Origin of the sequence: Brachybacterium hainanense, from assembly GCF_042434575.1 — a bacterium.
GTDB lineage: Bacteria > Actinomycetota > Actinomycetes > Actinomycetales > Dermabacteraceae > Brachybacterium > Brachybacterium hainanense.
In genome coordinates this window covers 166,249-185,121 of record NZ_JBHLSV010000010.1, presented here as the reverse complement: position 1 = coordinate 185,121, position 18,873 = coordinate 166,249, and the positions used below count along the sequence as shown (strand labels likewise).

General features: G+C 73.2%; 12 protein-coding genes. 3 read left to right on the top strand and 9 right to left on the bottom strand.

Annotation, left to right across the window (positions count from 1 at the left end):
* The 6 genes from ACFFF6_RS10410 to ACFFF6_RS10385 all read right to left on the bottom strand — a co-directional run.
* Positions 1-253 (bottom strand): putative immunity protein (locus tag ACFFF6_RS10410; protein WP_376980380.1); only part of this gene is annotated, 253 nt, incomplete at its 3' end.
* A gap of 95 nt (positions 254-348) precedes the next feature.
* Positions 349-1,185 (bottom strand): GH25 family lysozyme, encoded by an 837-nt coding sequence (locus ACFFF6_RS10405; protein ID WP_376980378.1) that lies wholly within the window; start codon positions 1,183-1,185, stop codon positions 349-351.
* Between the two features lie 393 nt (positions 1,186-1,578).
* Positions 1,579-2,982, bottom strand: a complete 1,404-nt coding sequence (locus ACFFF6_RS10400; RefSeq protein WP_376980376.1) for a multidrug effflux MFS transporter — start codon at positions 2,980-2,982, stop codon at positions 1,579-1,581.
* 121 nt (positions 2,983-3,103) lie between these two features.
* Positions 3,104-4,045 (bottom strand): CPBP family intramembrane glutamic endopeptidase, encoded by a 942-nt coding sequence (locus ACFFF6_RS10395; protein ID WP_376980374.1) that lies wholly within the window; start codon positions 4,043-4,045, stop codon positions 3,104-3,106.
* Positions 4,046-4,185: 140 nt separating this feature from the next.
* Positions 4,186-4,950, bottom strand: a complete 765-nt coding sequence (locus ACFFF6_RS10390; RefSeq protein ID WP_376980372.1) for a queuosine precursor transporter — start codon at positions 4,948-4,950, stop codon at positions 4,186-4,188.
* A gap of 9 nt (positions 4,951-4,959) precedes the next feature.
* Complete coding sequence (locus ACFFF6_RS10385; RefSeq protein WP_376980370.1) at positions 4,960-5,625, bottom strand: TetR/AcrR family transcriptional regulator; 666 nt, start codon at positions 5,623-5,625, stop codon at positions 4,960-4,962.
* 133 nt (positions 5,626-5,758) lie between these two features.
* Here ACFFF6_RS10385 and ACFFF6_RS10380 point away from each other — a divergent pair, with 133 nt between their 5' ends.
* Both ACFFF6_RS10380 and ACFFF6_RS10375 read left to right on the top strand, forming a co-directional pair.
* The gene (locus ACFFF6_RS10380) at positions 5,759-8,584 is read left to right on the top strand and encodes an MMPL family transporter (RefSeq protein WP_376980368.1); all 2,826 of its coding nucleotides are present in this window, start codon (positions 5,759-5,761) and stop codon (positions 8,582-8,584) included.
* On the top strand, positions 8,581-11,328 hold the full coding sequence (locus tag ACFFF6_RS10375) for a YhgE/Pip family protein (protein ID WP_376980366.1): 2,748 nt from the start codon (positions 8,581-8,583) through the stop codon (positions 11,326-11,328). Before ACFFF6_RS10380 ends, ACFFF6_RS10375 begins: the two co-directional genes overlap by 4 nt.
* Before the next feature lie 80 nt (positions 11,329-11,408).
* On the opposite strand, the gene ACFFF6_RS10370 is transcribed toward ACFFF6_RS10375, so the two are convergent.
* From ACFFF6_RS10370 to imuA', 3 genes are read right to left on the bottom strand one after another with little or no spacing between them, the layout of a single operon-like run.
* Positions 11,409-14,870 carry an error-prone DNA polymerase gene (locus ACFFF6_RS10370; RefSeq protein ID WP_376980364.1) on the bottom strand — a complete coding sequence of 1,154 codons (3,462 nt, stop codon included), beginning with the start codon at positions 14,868-14,870 and terminating at the stop codon, positions 11,409-11,411.
* A gap of 33 nt (positions 14,871-14,903) precedes the next feature.
* The gene (locus ACFFF6_RS10365) at positions 14,904-16,661 is read right to left on the bottom strand and encodes a DNA polymerase Y family protein (RefSeq protein WP_376980362.1); all 1,758 of its coding nucleotides are present in this window, start codon (positions 16,659-16,661) and stop codon (positions 14,904-14,906) included.
* A complete protein-coding gene (gene imuA' / locus ACFFF6_RS10360; RefSeq protein ID WP_376980360.1) occupies positions 16,661-17,533 on the bottom strand; it encodes a DnaE2-dependent mutagenesis accessory factor ImuA' in 873 nt (290 codons plus the stop codon). The genes ACFFF6_RS10365 and imuA' overlap by 1 nt, the downstream gene beginning before the upstream one ends.
* A 286-nt stretch (positions 17,534-17,819) precedes the next feature.
* Between imuA' and ACFFF6_RS10355 the strand changes: the two genes are divergently transcribed.
* Positions 17,820-18,851: an NAD(P)-dependent alcohol dehydrogenase gene (locus ACFFF6_RS10355; protein ID WP_376980358.1), complete on the top strand. Its 1,032-nt coding sequence runs from the start codon at positions 17,820-17,822 to the stop codon at positions 18,849-18,851.
* Positions 18,852-18,873 lie beyond the last annotated feature (22 nt).

Below are 18,873 nucleotides of genomic sequence, written 5' to 3'. Positions count from 1 at the left end.
CCTCGGCGCCCATGACGTGGCCGCCGGCGGCGCGGGCCCGCATCATGGGCAGCTCTCCCCCGGCCCAGGCGCGGGCGGCGGCGATCGCCTCGCGCGGGCGCGGATCCTCGGGTCGTGCGTCCTCGAACAGCTCGAGCACGTGCTCGGCGCAGTCGGCCGCCCACAGGGCCAGCAGACGGTGGTCCTCGTCGCGCAGCGTCCCGCCGCGGCGGATCGTGATCAGGCGCGGGTCGCGCACGGCGGGCAGGATCACCTCAGCCCTCGCCCTCTCGTGCCATGACGATGCAGAGCGGGCGACCTGCCGGATCTGCGACGGGAGAATGCTCGCTCACCGGCCCCTCCCCTGCCTCAGATGCCGTTGGCGCCGTAGTCGACCTCCGCGACGAAGCGGGAGAAGGACTCCTCTCCGCTGTACCAGACGTTCGAATCGCCGGCGAAGGGGCCGCTGGGAGAGTACTGCCACAGCTCCCAGCCCCACCAGCGGCCGGGGAGGCTGTCGGAGGGGTCGTAGCTGTAGTTGGCGATGTGCAGGGGCGAGTTCTTGGGGGTCCACTCCCCCACGTTCTGGTTCCACCAGTGGGCGTTGGTGTAGATCACCGGGCGGCGCAGCGTCTGGCGGCGGTAGTGGGAGGAGAACTCCGAGATCCAGCTGCGCAGGTCCTCGGGGCTGAGCCCATAGTTCGACGGGATGCCCGGGGACTTCTCGAAGTCGACCATCCCGGGCAGGGTGATGCCGTCCGCGGTCCAGCCGCCTCCCCCGTCGAGGAAGGCGTCGCACTGGGTGATCGGATCGCCCGTGTCAGGGCGCGCGAAGTGATAGCCGCCGCGCGGCATCCCGACGCGCGAGGCGCCCCGGTACTGCGCGGAGAAGGTCGGGCTCTTCCAGGTGTTGCCCTCGGTCGCCTTGACCCAGGCGAAGCGGGAGCCCATGTCCCATTGTCGACCCCAGTCGACCTCGCCCTGCCAGGACGAGACGTCCTGGCCGTGGATCTCCTGATGGGCGGGTTCCTCGGCGTTCGCGGCCGTGGCGAGGCCGAGGGTGCCGAGGCCGAGCGCCGCCGAGGCGCCCGTGACGCCGGCGCGCAGCAGGCCGCGACGACTGGGTCCGGGGGAGGTCTCGGATCGTGCGACGGGGGTCGAGGAGGAGGGGGCCGGGCGGACGTGCCGGGGGAGGTACGGGGACATGCGTTGCTCCTGGGAAGGGGGGAAGAGCGGCCTGGGAGCCGGCCGCACCGACGCCCACGCTATCGGGTCATGAGTCCCGCGTCACGTCCTTCCGGACGATGTTCTTCCGGACCGATGCCGGATCCCCTGCGCGCTCGGGCTTCGTGGACCGTCGTCCACCGGACCGGCGCCTGTCCCTCCGATGCAGGTCATGCGGGAGATCGGCACCGTCCGTCCTTCCCCGCGGTACCCGCCAGGCGCCGAACGGTGGGGCGCAGGCTCTCTCGACCGGCATGTCCGCCGATGAGCAGAACGCGACTCCGGGACGCCCCGTCATCGGAGACTTCCGGAGCCTCACGGCGGGAATCGGCGATCTGCTCCGCCACCCGTCTCCGAGGCTCCGGAAGTCTCCGGTCAGGCGCGTGCGGGGTGCTGTGTCCCGCGCCCGCTGCCGCGGCCGGCGACGATGAAGAACGCCGCGGAGATCGCGCTGCCGATCACCATCGTCACCGCCATCGGGAGCGCCGTGTGCGTGCCGGCGAGGCCGACCAGCGGCGCGGCCAGCGAAGCGGCGAAGGAGAAGCCGAGGCCCAGCATCGCCGAGCCGGTCCCCGCGAACTCGCTCGCCTCCTGCGAGGCCAGCGCCGCGCAGTTGCCGAAGATCATGCCCTGCGGGGCGACGGCGAAGAAGAATCCCGGCAGCACGACCCACAGCGGCGTGTCCAGGAACAGGGCCCCGATCAGCAGCAGCACGCTGGCTGCGCCGACCACCGCGAGCGCGACCCGGATCAGGGTGCGCGGGTGGTATGTGCGGGTCAGGCGCGCCGAGAGCAGGGACATCGACATCATGCCCGCGGAGTTGATCGCGAAGCTGATCGAGTACTCGGTCGAGGAGAAGCCGAGCATGTTCTGCATGACGAAGCTCGAGGCCGACACGTACGCCATCACGGCGAAGGCGGAGAACGCGTTGACCAGCAGATAGGTCACGAACTGGCGACGCCGCAGCAGGTTGCGGGCGTTGCGCAGGAAGATCCGGAATCCTCCGGAGTGTCGGCGCGAGACCGGAAGGGACTCCGGGATCAGCAGCAGCACGCCGAGCAGCGAGATCAGCGACATGCCCGCGATCACCAGGAAGATCTCCTGCCACCGGCCCACCAGCAGGATGAGACCGCCCAGCAGCGGCGCGACGATCGGGGCGATCCCGCCGATGCCCTGCATGATGTTCATGGTGCGGAACAGCTCCGGGCCGTCGGTCATGTCGATGAGGACCGCCCGGCCCAGCACCATGCCGAAGCCGCCGCCGATCCCCTGCAGCACCCGGAGGACCATCAGCAGCTCGGCGCTCGGGGCGAGGGCGCATCCGATCGAGGCGAGCAGGCACAGCACGATGCCCAGGAGCAGCGGACCGCGCCGCCCCAGCCGGTCCGAGAGCGGCCCGGCGACGATCTGTCCGCTCGCGGTGCCCACGAAGAAGGCCGTGATCGTCAGCTGCAGCCGCGAGGCGCTCGCCCCGAGGTCCTCGGCGACCGCCGGGAAGGCGGGGATGTACATGTCGGTCGCGAGCGGACCGATGGCGCTGAGCGTCGTCAGGATCGCGATCACCAGCATCGTGACCTGGCCGCGGGTGCTCGCGAGCTCGCCTTCGGTGGGCAGGTGCGCGATGTCCCTGTCGGCGGGGTCCTCGAGGACGGGGATGGCGCCGGTGATGGTGGGGATCGCGCCGGTCGTGGTGGGCAGCCCTCCCGTGGCGGTCGGGGCGTCGTCGGGTCGGTCCGAGGTCGGCTCGGAGCGGTGGGGGTCGTGGGCGGCGGGTGCCACGGAGGTCCTCTCTCCTGGTGGGGAAGAACGGACCGGGCGGACCTGGAATGCAGGTCCGCCCGGTCGATCCGCTCCTATCCTAGGGATCCCGCCAGGGGGTTTGGGAAGGGCAGACCTCCGATCACCCGTCGAGACGTGTCGCACGTCGCCGTTCGAGCAGCCACACGATCGCGACCGCGACGAGGTCCAGGGCGATGAACACGAGCATGAACGGGCCGCCGGCCCCGGCGGAGCGGTCGATCACGAGACCTCCCCCGCCGGCCGAGACCGCACCGATCACCATGCTGATCACGTTGTTCATGACGTGGAAGGCGATCGGCGCCTCGAGACCGCGGCTGATCAGCGCCATGAGCGCCATCGAGAGGCCGAAGGTCACGTAGTACGCGATCAGCCACGGATCCCCGGCGCCGTGCGCGAGTCCGAACAGGACGCTCGAGACCGTGATGCCGAGGACGATCGCGATCCGTGCCGGACGGACCCAGGAGGCGATCGCCGCGGTGATCACGCCACGGAAGACGACCTCCTCCGCGGCGGCCTGCAGCGGCGTGCTGAGCAGGGCGACCGCGATCAGCGCCACGGTGGTGGCGGTGATGACGGGGGTCGTGCCCAGCGGCCAGATCATGCTGGTGACGGCGTAGACCGCGCCGATCAGCACGCCGAACACCAGCAGGAGGCTCCCGAGGCGGCGCCAGGAGAAGGTCCGGCCCAGCCGGAGCGCGGACCTCCAGGGTGCCCCGCCGACGAGGACGAGGAGCAGCAGGGCGAGCGGTGCGAGGACGAGGAGGGACAGGTTCGTCGCGAGCAGCATGAGCGGCGTCATCGACGGGTCCGCGGGGTCGCGCCCGGTGAGGGCGTACTCGAGGAGCACGACGATCATCAGCAGGACGATCTGGACGCCGAACATCGCGATCGCGAGGACGGGGAGGATCACGAGCGGCCGCCACCAGGACATGCGCAGATGGGCGCCGAAGGGTCGACCGGGGATGACGGCGGCGGCACGACGGAGCGCGGCATCGGAGGGCGCCGGGCCCGGCAGCGGGGAGGGGACGGGATGCGTGGTCATGGCAGGAGCATCACCCGAGCCCCCGGACGTCGCCCACTGCGGATCGTCCACAGCGACCCCGACGCAGGTCGGGCCCGCCCAGGACGAAGGTCGTGGACGGGGCCCGAGGGGGAGCCGGCGGACGGGGGCCGGAGAGCGGGTCAGGCCGCGGGCGGCGCGGCCCCCAGACGCTCCCGATAGCTGGGGTCGGTGCGCTTGAGCCGGCGGATCACGGCGCTGGTCACAGGGATCGCGGCGTACTGCACGAGGACCTTGTAGAGGAAGCCGAGGACCGTGTACTCGACCCACTGCTCGAAGGTCGTGATGCCGATCGCGGCGGCGGCGATCGAGCAGAACACGATGGTGTCCACGAGCTCGCCGAGTCCGCTCGAGGTCAGCAGACGCCCCACGAGGCCGCGTTCGCCGGAGCGGGCCTTCATGCGCGACATGACGATCGTGTTCAGGCTCTGGCCCGCGGCGAAGCCGGCGAGGCCGGCGAGGACGACGATCCAGACGGGGCCGAGCGCGACCTCGAGGGCCTCCTGCTTGGCGGTGCCGTAGTCGTCGGAGAAGCCGGGCAGGACGATGATGATCTGGTAGGCGAGGACCGCGAGGATGTTCATGCAGAAGGCGGTCACGAGCGCGCGGCGGGCGGCGCGCGGGCCGTACAGCTCGGTGATGACGTCGCCGAGGATGTACGCGAGGGGGAAGAGGAAGAATCCGCCGTCGGTGATGATCTCGAAGCCGGTGCCCGGCACGGTGCCGAACAGGACGCCTTTCGAGGCGCCGATGCCGGAGAGGATGACGACGACGGCCATGAGGACGGCGAGGATGTCGTAGTGAGAGGCACCCCGGTCGGCGTAGACGGCGCCGGCCGGGCTTCCAGACGCAGGGGCGGGGATCGTGGGTGCGGGGTGAGCGGTCACCCCGGAACCCTACCGGGGCTCGGCCGGTGCGATGAAGGCGCGCAGGGTGCCGAGGATGGTCACGGAGGCGAGGGCGGTGGTGTCCGTCTCCTCGAGGTGCTCGAGCACCATGAGGTCCACGAAGATGCCGAGGATCAGCTGGGCCAGATCCTGCACGGGGATCAGCGAGCGCTCCCCCTGCTCCTGCATCCCCCGCTCGAGGATCGCCGCGATCACCTCGCGCACCCGGGTGCGCTGCGCGCTCAGCTGGGCGCGCCCCTCGTCGTCGCGCAGCGAGTACGCGACGGCCTCGGAGTACAGCAGGTACCACTGGCGTCCGTAGGGGCGGATCGCCTCGAAGACGCCGACGAGGACCTCGGCGTCCGTCCGCGGGACCGGGCATCCCTCCCCCTGGGCCTCCTGGTCGATCAGCTCGGCGACGGACTGCTCGATGATGCCGATGACCTGGTCGGTGGCGTCCTCGAACAGCGCCCCGAACAGCTCCAGCTTCGTCGAGAAGCTCGAGTAGAACGCGCCGCGCGTGAACCCCGCGGCCTTCACGAGGTCGTCGATCGTCGCGCCGTCGATGCCCTTGTCCACGAACACCGCGAGGGAGGCGCGCACCAGGCGCTGGCGCGTGTTCTCCCGCCTGCGGGTGGTCGCCGTGGCGGGCAGGGGCGCGAACAGCTGGGGCATCTCGTCTCCGGTCGGGGCGGTGTCGGGCGGGCGTCCGGCTGATGGTCAGGAGAACCGCCTATCATCGCGTCCGATACGCTCGTGTATCGAGAATACCCCACCGTGCACCCGCCGCACCTCCGAGGGAGATCGCGTGTCCTCTTCTCTGTACCGACTCGGCCGCGCCATGGCGCGGGCCCGCTGGAAGGCCGTCGGCGTCTGGGCCCTGCTGATGCTGGTGGCGGGCTCCCTCGCCATCGGCCTCGGCGGCGCCTTCTCCAGCCAGTTCGAGATCCCGGGGACCGAGGCCCAGGAGGGCCTGGACGTCCTGTCCACCCGCTTCCCGCAGATGAGCGGCACCTCCGGGCAGCTCGTCTTCGTCACCGCCGACGGCAGCGACATCGACGAGCATCGGGCGCAGATCGAGGCCGTGATGGACGAGGCCGCGGGCGTCGAGGGCATGGAGGCGGCACCCAGCCCCTTCGACGAGCACAGCCCCGGCACCCGCAACGACGCGGACACGGCGATCATCGGCACCGTGCAGATGGCCGGGGCGATGGGGAGCTTCCCGGACGGCTCGATCGAGGAGCTCGAGCAGATAGCGCAGGAGGCGAGCGGCGACGGGCTCGAGGTCCATCTGGGAGGCCAGATCCTGCAGAGCTCCGAGATCCCGATGGGCCCCTCCGAGGTGATCGGCCTGCTCGCCGCGCTCATCATCCTCGCCGTCACGTTCCGCTCGGTGGTCCCGGCGGCGATCCCCATCGCCTCCGCGATCGTCGGGGTCGGCGTGTCCATGCTCGCCGTGATGGCGCTCGCCGCCGGCATCGACATCCCCTCGGTGACGATCTCGCTGGGGGCCATGCTCGGCCTCGCCGTCGGCATCGACTACGCGCTGTTCATCCTCTCCCGGCACCGCGGCCAGCTCGCCGAGGGCCAGGACGTCGTCGAATCCATCGGCCGGGCGATCGCGACCTCCGGCAGCGCCGTCATCTTCGCGGGCCTGACGGTGATCATCGCGCTCGTGGGCCTGTTCGTCACCGGCATCCCCTTCCTCACCATGATGGGCATGGCCTCCGCGGGGACGGTCGCCGTGTCCGTCGTCGTCGCCCTCACGCTGCTGCCCGCGATCATGGGCCTGCTGGGAGAGCGGCTGCGGCCGCGGAGGATCCGCCGCCTCATGGCGGAGAACGGAGGCGTCCTGCCCGCCCCGGACCCGCAGGGCGCGGCCCGCCGCCCCGTCGGCACGGGCTGGGTGCAGCTCGCCACGAAGATCCCGGCCCTGACCATCGTGCTGGTCGTCGTCGCGATGGCGGCCCTCGCCCTGCCCATCAAGGACCTGCGCCTGGGATTGCCGGACCTCGGGACCGAGAAGCCGGACACCCTCGCCCGCCAGAGCTACGACCTCGTCGCCGAGGAGTTCGGCCCCGGCTACAACGGGCCGCTCCTGGTCACCGCCGACATCATCAACTCCACCGACCCCCTGGGCGTGGTCGACGACCTCGAGGAGCGCATCGCCGCCCTCGACGGCGTCGCCGAGGTGCAGCTCGCCACCCCCAACGAGGGCGCGGACATGGCCGTGGTCGTCATCATCCCCGAGGGCGCCCAGACCGACGCCTCGACCGCTGAGCTCGTGCGCACCCTGCGCGCCGACGCCGACGGCTGGGAACGCGAGCTCGACATCTCCGACGTCACCGTGACCGGTCAGACCGCGGTCGCCATCGACATCACCGACCGGCTGAGCTCGGCACTGCTCCCCTTCGCGGTGTTCGTCGTCGGCCTGTCCCTGATCCTGCTCACGATCGTGTTCCGCTCGATCTGGGTGCCGATCAAGGCCTCGCTGGGCTACCTCCTGTCGGTGGGAGCCGCCTTCGGCGTCGTCGCCATGATCTTCGAGTACGGATGGGGGAACGCCGCGCTGAACATCCATGTGGTCGGCCCGGTCATCTCCTTCATGCCGATCATGTGCATGGGCGTCCTGTTCGGCCTCGCCATGGACTACGAGGTCTTCCTCGTCTCCCGCATGCGGGAGGAGTACGTGCACTCGGGCGACGCCCGCGGGGCGATCGAGCGCGGCTTCACCGGCAGCGCCCCCGTGGTCATCGCGGCCGCCCTGATCATGTTCGCCGTGTTCGCCTCCTTCGTCCCCGAGGGCTCCTTCATGCTGCAGCCCATCGCCGTGGCGCTCGCCGTGGGCGTGCTCGTGGACGCCTTCGTCGTGCGCATGACCCTGGTCCCGGCCGTGCTCGCCCTGCTGGGCGACCGGGCCTGGCAGCTGCCGCGCTGGCTGGACCGGATCCTGCCGCGCATCGACGTCGAGGGCGAGGGGCTGGTGAAGGTCCTCGAGCACCGCTCCTGGACCGCGGCGCACGGCGCGAGCGCGATCCGCCTCGAGGACGCCGTGCTCCCCCTGCAGCCCACCGGCTCCCACCATGAGGACCTGTCCGGACAGCTGGGCCCGCTCACCGGCGCCGTGGCCCCCGGCACCCTGCTCGTCGTGCGCAGCGACGACGCCCCCGCGCGTGCCGCGCTCCTGGCCGGCATCGGCGGCCGCCTCCGCCCGCTGGCCGGCGTGCTCGCGGTCGGCGACCGCCTCTCCCCCGACGACATCACCGCCATCCAGGCGCGCACGCACTGGATCGGGGCGGGGGCCGATGTCTCCGGACGCCTCGCGGCCATCACGGCGCGCGCCGCCGCCGGCCGCACCATCGTCCTCGCCGAGATCGAGGATCTGCTCGGCGCCCGCGAGGGAGCCGTCGCCCATCTCGAGGACCTGCTCGAGGCCGGTGCCTGCGTCGTCGTCGGATCTCCCGACCCCCGCCCTGGCGCATCGTCCGATGCCGACGGCGCAGCGGAGGACCCCGGGGACCTCCGCTCCCCCGCCGAGGTCGCGCTCGCCTCGCGTCTGCGCGATCCCTCCGCCCTGATCGCCCTGCGCGTCCGTCGCACGCGCGCCGCCGTCCTCGAAGGAGCATCGTCATGACGCCGTCCCGCGCAATCCGCTCCCGCCTGACCACCGTCCTCGTCATCGTGCTGCTCCCGCTGCTCGTGGTGGGCGTGGGCATGTGGGCCCTCGCCGGGCGGATGGACCGTCTCGACACGGTCCCCGCCGCCGTCGTCAACCTCGATGCGGGCGCGACGATGGAGGTCGACGGCGAGGAGCAGACCGTCCCCTTCGGGCGGATGCTCGCCGGGGGCCTCACCCAGCCGACCACCGTCTCGGACGCCGGCTCCGACGCGACCGCCGGGCTGGACTGGCGCCTGACCTCTCTCGAGGACGCCGAGTCCGGGCTGAAGGACGGCACCTACTCCGCCGTCGTCATCATCCCCGAGAACTTCTCCGCGCACCTGGCGACCCTCGGCACGACCGACGCCGCCCAGGCGCAGCTGACCGTCTACTCCAACGACGCCTCCGGCATGATCACCTCCCTGGTGGGCTCCTCGATCGCGGACGCCTCCGCGGCGAGCCTGAACACGGAGCTGACCGAGCAGTACCTCGACGGGATCTACGTCGGCTTCGGGGACCTCAAGGACGGATTCTCGGAGGCCGCCGACGGCGCGGACGAGCTCGCCGGCGGCACGCGCGACCTCGCCGACGGCACAGAGGAGCTGGCAGGTGGTGCGGGGCAGCTGGCCGAGGGCACCGAGGAGCTCTCCTCCGGAGCCGGTGAGCTCGCCTCGGGCGCGGGCGAGCTGGCGGATGGCACCGATGCCCTCGCGGGCGGCACGGGCGATCTCGCCACGGGCCTGGACCAGCTCGCGGACGGCACCGACGGGATCGCCGGCGGCACCCGGGACCTGTCCACGGGCCTGGATCAGCTCGCCGACGGGACGGGCGGCGTCGCCGGCGGCAGCCAGGACCTGGCGAGCGGGCTGGATCAGCTCGCCGACGGCGGCGAAGGCGTGAGCGCCGGGATCGCCGGCATCCAGCAGGGCCTGTCGGGGAGCCCCGAGCAGCCCGGGCTCCTCGACGCGACGGGCGCGGTCCGCGCGGGCGCGGAGGGGGACGGCACCGCCCGGAACCCCGGTCTCGTCGACGGCACCGCGCAGCTCGCCGACGGCCTCGAGACCTACGCCGACGGGACCCGGCAGGCCGCCCGGGCCGTCAGCGGCGACGGCACGCCGCAGAATCCCGGCCTGGTGGGCACGAGCGAGCAGGTCGCGGGCGGCACCCGGGAGCTGAGCGACGCCCTCGCCGGCAGCGGCACCTATGAGGATCCGGGCATGGTGGCCCTCGCCCAGCAGATCGACGCCTACTGCGCGGACGCCGGGACCGGCACGGACAGCGGGGCCTCGGACGGCGGGGGCTCCGGCGTCGCCGGCGCGCCGGATCCCCAGCTGTGCGCGATGGCCACGGGCCTGAGCGGCTATGCCTACGGCGTGGACGAGGCCCTGCACGGCGAGGACGGCGGCGGCGGGCTGGTCGCCGGGACCCAGGGCGTGGCCGACTACGCCGGAGGCGTCGAGTCCGCCTTCACAGGAGACGGCACCGCCGAGAACCCCGGCCTCGTCACCGGCGCGGACTCCCTGGCGACCGGGGCGCGCGGCCTCGCCGACGGGATGCCCGCGCTGGTCGACGGCATCGTCCGGATCGACGAGGGCACCGGTTCCCTCGCCGCGGGCGTGGACCAGCTCGCCGAGGGATCCGGTCAGCTGTCCACCGGACTGCGGCAGAGCGCGGACGGCGCGAGCACCCTCGCCGACGGGGCGGGGCAGCTCGCCACGGGGACCCGGCAGAGCGCGGACGGCGCGGGCCTGCTCGCCGATGGTGCAGAGGAGCTCGCGGGCGGCACGCGGCAGAGCGCCGACGGGGCGCAGACCCTCGCAGGCGGCGCCGACGAGCTCGCCACCGGGACCCGCGGTCTCGCCGACGGGACGCAGGGCCTGGCCGAGGGCACGACCGAGCTCGCGGACGGCAGCCGTGACCTCGCCGACGGCACCACGGAGCTCGCGGACGGGGCGGATCAGCTGGCCGACGGCGGCGAGGACCTCGCCACCGGCCTCGCCGACGGCGCCGACGGCGTCCCCTCCTACACGCCGGAGGAGCGGGAGGCGATGTCCCGGATGGCGGCCCAGCCCGTCACCTCCCTCGCGCAGCGGCAGAACGCCTCCGACGGCGCGACCACCTCGACCTTCCCCTTCGTCGTGGGCCTCGCTCTGTGGCTGGGCGCCTTCAGCATGTTCCTGCTGCTGCCCGCCCTGCAGCGCCGCCTGCTGGATCAGGCGATCCCGATGTGGCTGGTGGTGCTGCGCAGTCTGCTTCCGGCCGTCGCGGTCGGCGTCGTGCAGACCGTCGCGGTGCTCGCGATCCTCACGATGATCGGCATCGCCCCGGTGTCCCCGCTGTCGGTGGGCGTGATCTCCCTCGCGGCGGCGGTCATGTTCGCGGCCTTCCACCAGGGGCTGCTCGCGCTGCTGGGTGAGAGGATCGGCCGGATCGTGTCGATCGTGGTGATGGTGCTGCAGGTGGTGACGCTGGTGGGGATCCTGCCGGTGGAGACCGCCCCGCCGCTGCTGCAGTCGATCAGCGGCTACCTGCCGCTCGCCGTCGTCTCGCAGGGCCTCGTGCATGCGGCGCTCGGCGGCTCGCTCGTCTCGACGACGAGCACGCTGCTGGGGATCGGCGCCTGGCTCGCGGTGTCCCTCGGAGCGACGCTGCTCGCCTCGCGGGGCGCGCGGCTGGCGGAGACGACCCGCGCCCCCGCGGTCGCCCCGGCTCCTGCCTGACCGGGTCCCGCTCCGGCGGACGCACCGTCCGGTCCCGTACCGGCCGGCGGGCCGGGGGCACCGGCGGGTCCGCGGAACCGTCACCGGAAGTCGCGGGAGGTGCCGGTCGCGGGCAGGTGGAAGGCGCGGACCCCGTCCGCGATGAGGTTCACCGCCCCGGTCCGGTTCTCGACGATCCCGCGCAGGACGACGGCCCGGGAGGTGCGCAGCACGGCCCGGTGCCGGGACCAGAGCCCCTGCGAGCAGACCACGTTGAGGATCCCGGTCTCGTCCTCGAGGCTGAGGAAGGTGATGCCGGAGGCGGTCTGGGGGCGCTGGCGGTGCGTGATCACGCCGGCGACGTGATGGCGGGAGCCGTCCTCGGCGGTGCGCATGTCCAGGATCGTCTCCACACCCTGCGTCGAGAGCTCCTCCCGCACGAGCGCCATCGGATGCTCCCCGGGGGTGATGCCCGTGGCCCAGGAGTCGGCGGCGGCGAGCTCCGCATCGCTCATGCCGGGCAGCATGGGGGCATCGGCTCCGACGGACAGATGGGGCAGCCTGTCCGGGGACTCCTGGGCCGCGGCCCCTGCGGCCCACAGCGCCTGACGGCGTGACGGGGCGAGGCCGTCGAGCGCCCCGGCGGTCGCGAGGGCCTCGAGCTGGCGGGTGCCGAGGCTCACCCGCCGGGCGAGGTCGGGGATCGAGGCGAAGGGGCCGTCCTGCTCGCGGGCCTGGACGATCGCCTCCGCCGTCTTCTTCGTGATCCCCCGCACCTGGGTCAGGCCCAGCCGGATCGCCGGGCCCTGCGCGGCCCTCTCCCCCTGCACCTGCATGCGCGGCGCGGCGGTCCGGGCGGCGACCTCCTCGTCGGAGGCGACCCGGTAGGCCCGGTGCTCCGCATCGATCTCGAGGGTGGTGGCGACATCGCTGATCGCCACGTCGACCCCGCGGGTGAGAACGCCGTGGCGGCGGGCATCGGCCACGAGGGACTGCGGCGAGTAGAAGCCCATCGGCTGGGACCGCAGCAGGGCTGCGGTGAAGGCCGCCGGGTAGTGGCATTTGAGATAGGCGCTCGCGTAGACGAGATAGGCGAAGGAGTACGCGTGCGACTCGGGGAAGCCGTAGTCGGCGAAGGCGAGCAGCTTGCGGTGGATCATCTGCGCGTCCTCGCCGACGATCCCGTGCCGGGCCATCCCGGTGAAGAGCTCGTCGGACAGCTCGAGCATCCTCTCGGTCGAGCGCTTGGAGCCCATGGCGCGGCGCAGCCGGTCCGCCTGCGCGGGGGTGAAGTCGGCGACGTCGACGGCCATCTGCATGAGCTGCTCCTGGAACAGCGGGACGCCGTGGGTGCGATGCAAGGACTTCTTCAGCAGCGGATGGATGACGGTGGCCTCCTCCTCGCCGTTGTGCCGACGGATGTAGGGGTGGACGGATCCGCCCTGGATGGGGCCGGGGCGGATCAGGGCCACCTCGATGACGAGGTCGTAGAACTCCCGGGGCTTCAGCCGCGGCAGGGTGGCGATCTGGGCACGGGACTCGACCTGGAACACCCCCACGCTGTCCCCGGTGCACAGCATGTCGTAGACGGCGGCGTCCTCCTGCGGCAGGGAGCGCAGCGCGAACTCCTGCCCGTGGTACTCGCCGACCAGGCGCAGGGCGTGGTCCAGGGCGGTGAGCATCCCCAGGCCCAGCAGGTCGAACTTGACCAGGCCCGCATCGGCGCAGTCGTCCTTGTCCCACTGCAGGATGGTGCGGTCCTTCATCGCGGACCACTGCACGGGGCACAGCTCGATCACGGGGCGGTCCGCGAGCACCATGCCGCCGGAATGGATGCCCAGATGCCGCGGGGCGTCGCGCAGCTGCCGGGCGAGGGCGGCGACGTCGGCGGGGACACCGGACGTCTCCAGGGAGGAGAAGGAGCGTTCGATCCGCTTGGACCAGGCGTCCTGCTGGCCCGCCCCGTAGCCGAGCGCTCGGGCGGCGTCGCGGACGGCGAGCTTCGCCCGGTAGCTGATGACGTTGGCGACCTGCGCGGCCTCCTCGCGGCCGTATCGTCTGTAGACGTCCTGGATCACCTCCTCGCGGCGGGCGGAGTCGATGTCCAGGTCGATGTCCGGGTAGCCCTCCCGCTCCGGGGAGAGGAACCGCTCGAACAGGAGCCCGTGCAGGACCGGGTCGACGGCGGTGATCCCGAGCGCGAAGCAGACCGCGCTGTTGGCCGCGGAGCCGCGGCCCTGGCACAGGATCCCCTTCTGCTCGCAGAAGTGCGTGATCTGGTGGACGATGAGGAAGTAGCCGGGGAATCCCATCTCGATGATGATCTCCAGCTCCCGGTCGATCTGCGCCCAGGCCCCGGGCTGCTTCTCCGGCCTCCCGGGCGCGGGCCGGGGACCGTAGACCCGGCGGCCTCCCTGCTCGACGAGCTCGCGCAGGTGGCTCTCCTCGGTGTGCCCCGCCGGCACCGGGAAGGGCGGCAGCCCGGGGGCCAGCAGCTGCAGGTCCAGGGCGCAGTCGCGGCCCAGGCGCGCGGCCTCCGCCACGGCCTGCGGGTAGCGCGGCACCAGGCGGCTCATCTCCTCGCCGCTGCGCAGGTGGGCGAGGCGTCCGGCGAGGTACGGATCGGCCTCCTCGAGGCTCACCCCGGCGCGCAGGGCGGCATGGACGTCGGCCAGGCGCTTGTGCCCGGGATGCGCGTAGTGGGCGTTGGTGGTGGCGATGACGGGCAGCGTGACGGTGTCGAGCCCGATCTCCTCGCGGACGATCCGCGCCCCCTGGACCAGGGCGTCGTGCAGCTCGTCGTCCAGCATCCCTCCCCCGGCAGGGAGCTCGACGACGACGTTCCCCGGGCCGAACAGCTCGACCAGGCGCTGGATCCCTGCGGCGGCCGCCTGCGCCGCCGCCTCGAGGTCCCCCTCCTCCAGCAGCGGTCGCACGGCCCGCAGCACGGCTCCCTTGCGGCAGCCGGTGAGGATCAGCCAGTGGCCCTCCCGGGCGATGCGGGAGAGCTCGGTGAGGCGGTAGCGGGGAACCCCTTTCGTGCCGCTGTCGAGGTGGGCCCGGCCGATGGCGGCGGACAGCGCACGGTAGCCGGTCTCGTCCCGCACGAGGACGAGCAGATGCTCCCCCTCGGGATCGGGCACGCCCGTGCGCGCGGCGCTGAGGACGGGGACGGCGTCGGCCACGGCGGAGCCCGGGGCGAGCCCCAGGGTGAGCTCGGCCCCGAAGACAGTGGTCACGCCGTGCTCGCGCGCCGCGCGGGAGAAGCGCACGGCCCCGGGCATGCCGTCGTGGTCGACGATCGCCAGGGCGTGCAGCCCCAAGCGCGCCGCGGCCCGGACCATCTCCTCCGGGCTCGAGGCGCCGTCGAGGAAGCTGAAGTGGGAATGGGCGTGCAGCTCCGCGTACGGGACCTCCGCAGAGGGACGGTAGCCGTCGTCCTCGGACCGTGCAGGCGGTGCGGGAGCGGTCCCGGCAGGCAGCAGGTCGAGATCCACGGGCCGGTCCGACAACACCGCCTCGAGGTCCTTCCAGGCCTGCGGTCCTCGGGACCAGCCGCTCATGACGTCCTCCGCATCTCAGTCGCCCTGCGCATCTCAGTCATAGATCCCCTCCACCTGCCAGGAGTCCCCGCGGGACAGCAGGAGCAACGCCATGTCCGTGCCCTCCGGGTCCGTCGCCCCCGGGGGATCCGCGCCGATGACGAGCTGGATCCGGGCGGCGCGGCGGCCGTCGCCGCCCCACCAGCGCTCGTCCAGCAGCACCGGGGCGCCATGGGCGCGCACCGGGCGGCGAGCACCGGTCGGGAGGCCATGGTCTGCGAGCGCCCCGGCCTCGGCGGCGGGGACGAGCAGGCGCGCGGGCAGGGCGCTCAGCAGGCCGCGGGCGTCGACGCGGACGGGACGTCCGGACGCGTCCTCGAGGAGCACCGAGGGCGGCCTGCGGAACACGGTCGCAGGTGCCGGCCGCAGGAGGCCGCCGTCCCAGGGACCCGGTCGCGGCACCGGCTTCTGCGCCCGCCAGGGCACCAGCCGGGTCTGCTCGGCGAGCAGGCGGCCGCCCACCGGGACGGGGACCTGGACCGCCTCCTCCCCGGCGAGGCCCTGGATGCGCGCGAAGGCGCGTCCGGCGCGGAGATCGGCCTCTCCCGCGCTGCCCCAGAGCGCCGCCGCCCCCTCCCCCGCGGGCATCAGCTGCAGAGGCTGGAGGAGCAGCTGGGTGATCGCCCCGGTCTCCTGCCCCCTCCGCTGCGCCGTGGCGAGCCAGCCCTCGCACTGCCAGCGCACGCGGTCCACGACGTCGGCCGGGGTCAGCTCGCCGTCATGGCGCCAGGTGCGCTCGAGCTCCTCGCCCTGCTCGGTGCGGCCGATGATCCGCAGCCGCGTGCAGATCAGCCCGCGCGCCACGAGCATGCCGTGCAGCTCGTCGGCCATCGGGCGCGCGGCGAAGGCGGCCTGGTCGGACCGGACGAGCGGGGTCTCGAGCACACGCAGCACCTCGATCGGCTGCTCGGGGCGGTGCATGGCCGGCGGGGTCGGCTCCCCGCCGCGCGCGAGAAGCTGCAGCAGGGCGACATCCGCCCCGAAACGGTCCTGGACGGAGGCCGCCGGGAGCGCTGCCAGGTCCCCGAGGGTCGCGATGCCCAGGCGGAGGAGCAGGTCGACCACCTCGGTGAGGTCGAGGCGGTCCGCGCCGGTCGGCCCCGGCCGGTCCCGATGCCCCCAGCCCGGTCCCACCGGGGCGTGGCGCAGCGTGGCGATGTCGTGGGGCGCGAGGTACTCGGCGCTGCGTCCGGGACGGATGATCCGTCCGCTGCGGGCTGCGAGCAGCGCGGCGAAGGGCCCGTCGGCGATGCCGACCCGCGCTTCCCAGCCGGTGAGGTCCGCAACGGCGTCGAGGATGCTCTCGGCCAGCTGCGGCTCCCCTCCCCGGTGGCGGGCCGGTCCGCGGGCTGCCATGAGGAGCACGCCGGGGCGCAGAACGTCCACGCCCGCGGCGACGGTGTCGGTCGCCGCGGCGACCACCTCGAACAGGGCGGATTCGTGCTCGCGGTCCGCCTCGAGGACGAGCATCCCGGGGCAGGCGGCCTGGGCGGCGCGGCGGCGCATGCCGAGGACCACGCCGGCCGCGGCCGCCGCCGCGTCGGCGCGGATCACGCGGTGACGCTCGACCAGGACCATCGGTGATGCCGCTGCGGACGGGACGGCGGTCTCCTGCGTCGCGTCCCGTCCGGTCCGCTGCTGCGCGGGCTGCGGACCCCGATGCCGGTCCAGCGCGGACAGCAGCCGCCAGTGCGGGACGAGCACCGCTGCGGTGCGGGTCGCCGGAGGCGTCCGCTGCTCCGGGACGGGCATTAGACGGCCCTCCGCAGCGGCGGCGCGACGACGTGAGGGGCTCGCACGGAGCGCAGCAGCGGCGGCGCTGCGGTGGTCGTCGATGCGGGGCGCAGCAGCCCCTGCACATCGGGCAGCAGCACCTCGATCTCGCGCCGTCCGGCGATGCCGCGTCCGGCCGCGCTCACCCGCAGCAGGCGCCTGCGCAGCCGTCCCGATCCTCGTCCCAGGCCCTGCCAGCGCGCTTCCGCGGACTGCAGACGCAGATCCGCGCGTCCCGGCGGATCCGCCGCCAGCACCAGCGTGTCCCGGGTGCGGGCGCGGGAGGCGAGGGTGCGCCACAGGACAGGGGCCAGATGCAGGTCGGGGCCGAGCACGACCACTCCCGTCCCGTCCACCAGGGCGGAGAGCACCTGAGGCAGCTGCGGCATCTCCTCCGGACGGCCGGTGGGGATGAACGCGAGCCGATCCGGGTCCGCTCCGGCGTCCAGCAGGCTGCGCAGCCCGGCGTCGGGCATGCCGACGATCGCGCACCAGGAGTCCTCCCCCATCGCGGCCGCGGCGAGGGCCAGCAGCAGAGAGGAGCGGGCCGCCCCGCCGACGGCGAGGCTGCTGCCCGCCCGCAGCATCCCGTACGGGACCAGCGGGGCCAGAGCGGCGGGGACGGGGAGGTGCCCGGAGTCATCCCGTGCGGGGAGCTGCTCGTCCGGCGCCTCCTGCGGAGCGGTGAGAGCTCGGGCAGGAGACGGCGGGACCGGTCGGCGCAGAGCGGTGCGGTCGATCCGCCCGCCCCAGCGGGCGGTGGCGCGCTCCGCCGCACCGAGCACCGCCTGAGCGTGGGCGAGCCGGGCTCCCTGCCCCCGCCGCTGCGGGGCCTGCATCGCCGTGCTCATGCTCCTGCCCTCCTCCGTTCGCTCCCTGCGCCGGGACATCCATCATCATCGAACACATGTTCGACTCTACGCCGCGGAGCGGACCTGTCGTCAAGCGGGGCGGGCGGTGTCGTCGAACGCATGTCCGCATCATGGGCGAGGGACCCGACAGACCGGCCCGTCCTCGTCCGCGAGGGCCCCGATCCGGAGCCGGACGCACGGGCTCGCTCGCGGGCAGGCCTGGCAGAGTGGGGGCGTCGGACCACCGTCGCGTCGCCGGCGACGCGCCTCACGAAGGAGAGATCGCATGCGCGCACTCGTGCTGCAGGAGAAGGGCCGCATGGCCATCGAGGAGATCCCGGACCTGGGCGGCCCCGGCCCCGGCGAGGTGAAGATCGCCATGCACACCGTGGGCATCTGCGCCTCCGACGTGCACTACCTGACCCACGGGCGGATCGGCCCCTTCGTCGTCGAGGCGCCGATGGTGCTGGGCCACGAGGGCTCCGGCACCGTGGTCGCCGTCGGCGAGGGCGTCAGCCATCTGTCCCCCGGCGACCGCGTCGCCATGGAGCCGGGCGTGCCGGACCTCGCCTCCCGAGCCGTGCGCGAGGGCAACTACAACGTCGACCCCGGCGTGCGCTTCTGGGCCACCCCGCCCGTCCACGGCTGTCTCGCCGACGAGGTCATCCACCCCGCCGCCTACACCTTCCGGCTCCCCGACGCGCTGAGCTACGCAGAGGGCGCCATGATCGAGCCCTTCTCCGTGGGCATGTTCGCCGCCACGAGGGCGCAGATCTCCCCCGGCGACGTCGCCGCCGTGATCGGCAGCGGGACGATCGGCATCATGATCGCCCTCGCCGCCCGCGCGGGCGGGGCGAGCCGCGTCTACGTCAGCGACGTGCTGCCGCAGAAGCTGGGCCTGCTCGACGGGCTCGACGGGATCATCCCGGTGGACGCCACCCAGGAGGACCTGGGCGAGCGCGTGCGCGCCGAGACCGACGGCTGGGGGCCGCAGGTCGTCTTCGAGGCATCCGGTGCGGCGCCGGCCTACCGCGGCCTGTGGTCGATCCCGGCACCCGGGGGACGGATCGTGCTGGTGGGCATGCCCGTCTCCGACGTCCCCTTCGACGTCTCCACCGCCGCCGCCCGCGGGCTGAGCATCGAGACCGTCTTCCGCTACAAGAACGTCTACGGCAAGGCGATCGACCTCGCCGCGACCGATGCCGTGGACCTGGGCCGCTTCGTCACCGAGACCTTCGCCTTCGACGATGCGACCGCCGCCTTCGACCGCTTCCTCGAGGGGCGCCCGACGGACGTGAAGCTGCAGATCCGGCTGTGAGCCGGGCGGGCGACGATGATGC

Coding starts and splice junctions, on each gene's coding strand:
- ACFFF6_RS10405 (WP_376980378.1), bottom strand. CDS start 1,185: ATGTCCCCGTACCTCCCCCGGCACGTCCGCCCGGCCCCCTCCTCCTCG.
- ACFFF6_RS10395 (WP_376980374.1), bottom strand. CDS start 4,045: ATGACCACGCATCCCGTCCCCTCCCCGCTGCCGGGCCCGGCGCCCTCC.
- ACFFF6_RS10385 (WP_376980370.1), bottom strand. CDS start 5,625: ATGCCCCAGCTGTTCGCGCCCCTGCCCGCCACGGCGACCACCCGCAGG.
- ACFFF6_RS10375 (WP_376980366.1), top strand. CDS start 8,581: ATGACGCCGTCCCGCGCAATCCGCTCCCGCCTGACCACCGTCCTCGTC.
- ACFFF6_RS10370 (WP_376980364.1), bottom strand. CDS start 14,870: ATGAGCGGCTGGTCCCGAGGACCGCAGGCCTGGAAGGACCTCGAGGCG.
- ACFFF6_RS10365 (WP_376980362.1), bottom strand. CDS start 16,661: ATGCCCGTCCCGGAGCAGCGGACGCCTCCGGCGACCCGCACCGCAGCG.
- imuA' (WP_376980360.1), bottom strand. CDS start 17,533: ATGAGCACGGCGATGCAGGCCCCGCAGCGGCGGGGGCAGGGAGCCCGG.
- ACFFF6_RS10355 (WP_376980358.1), top strand. CDS start 17,820: ATGCGCGCACTCGTGCTGCAGGAGAAGGGCCGCATGGCCATCGAGGAG.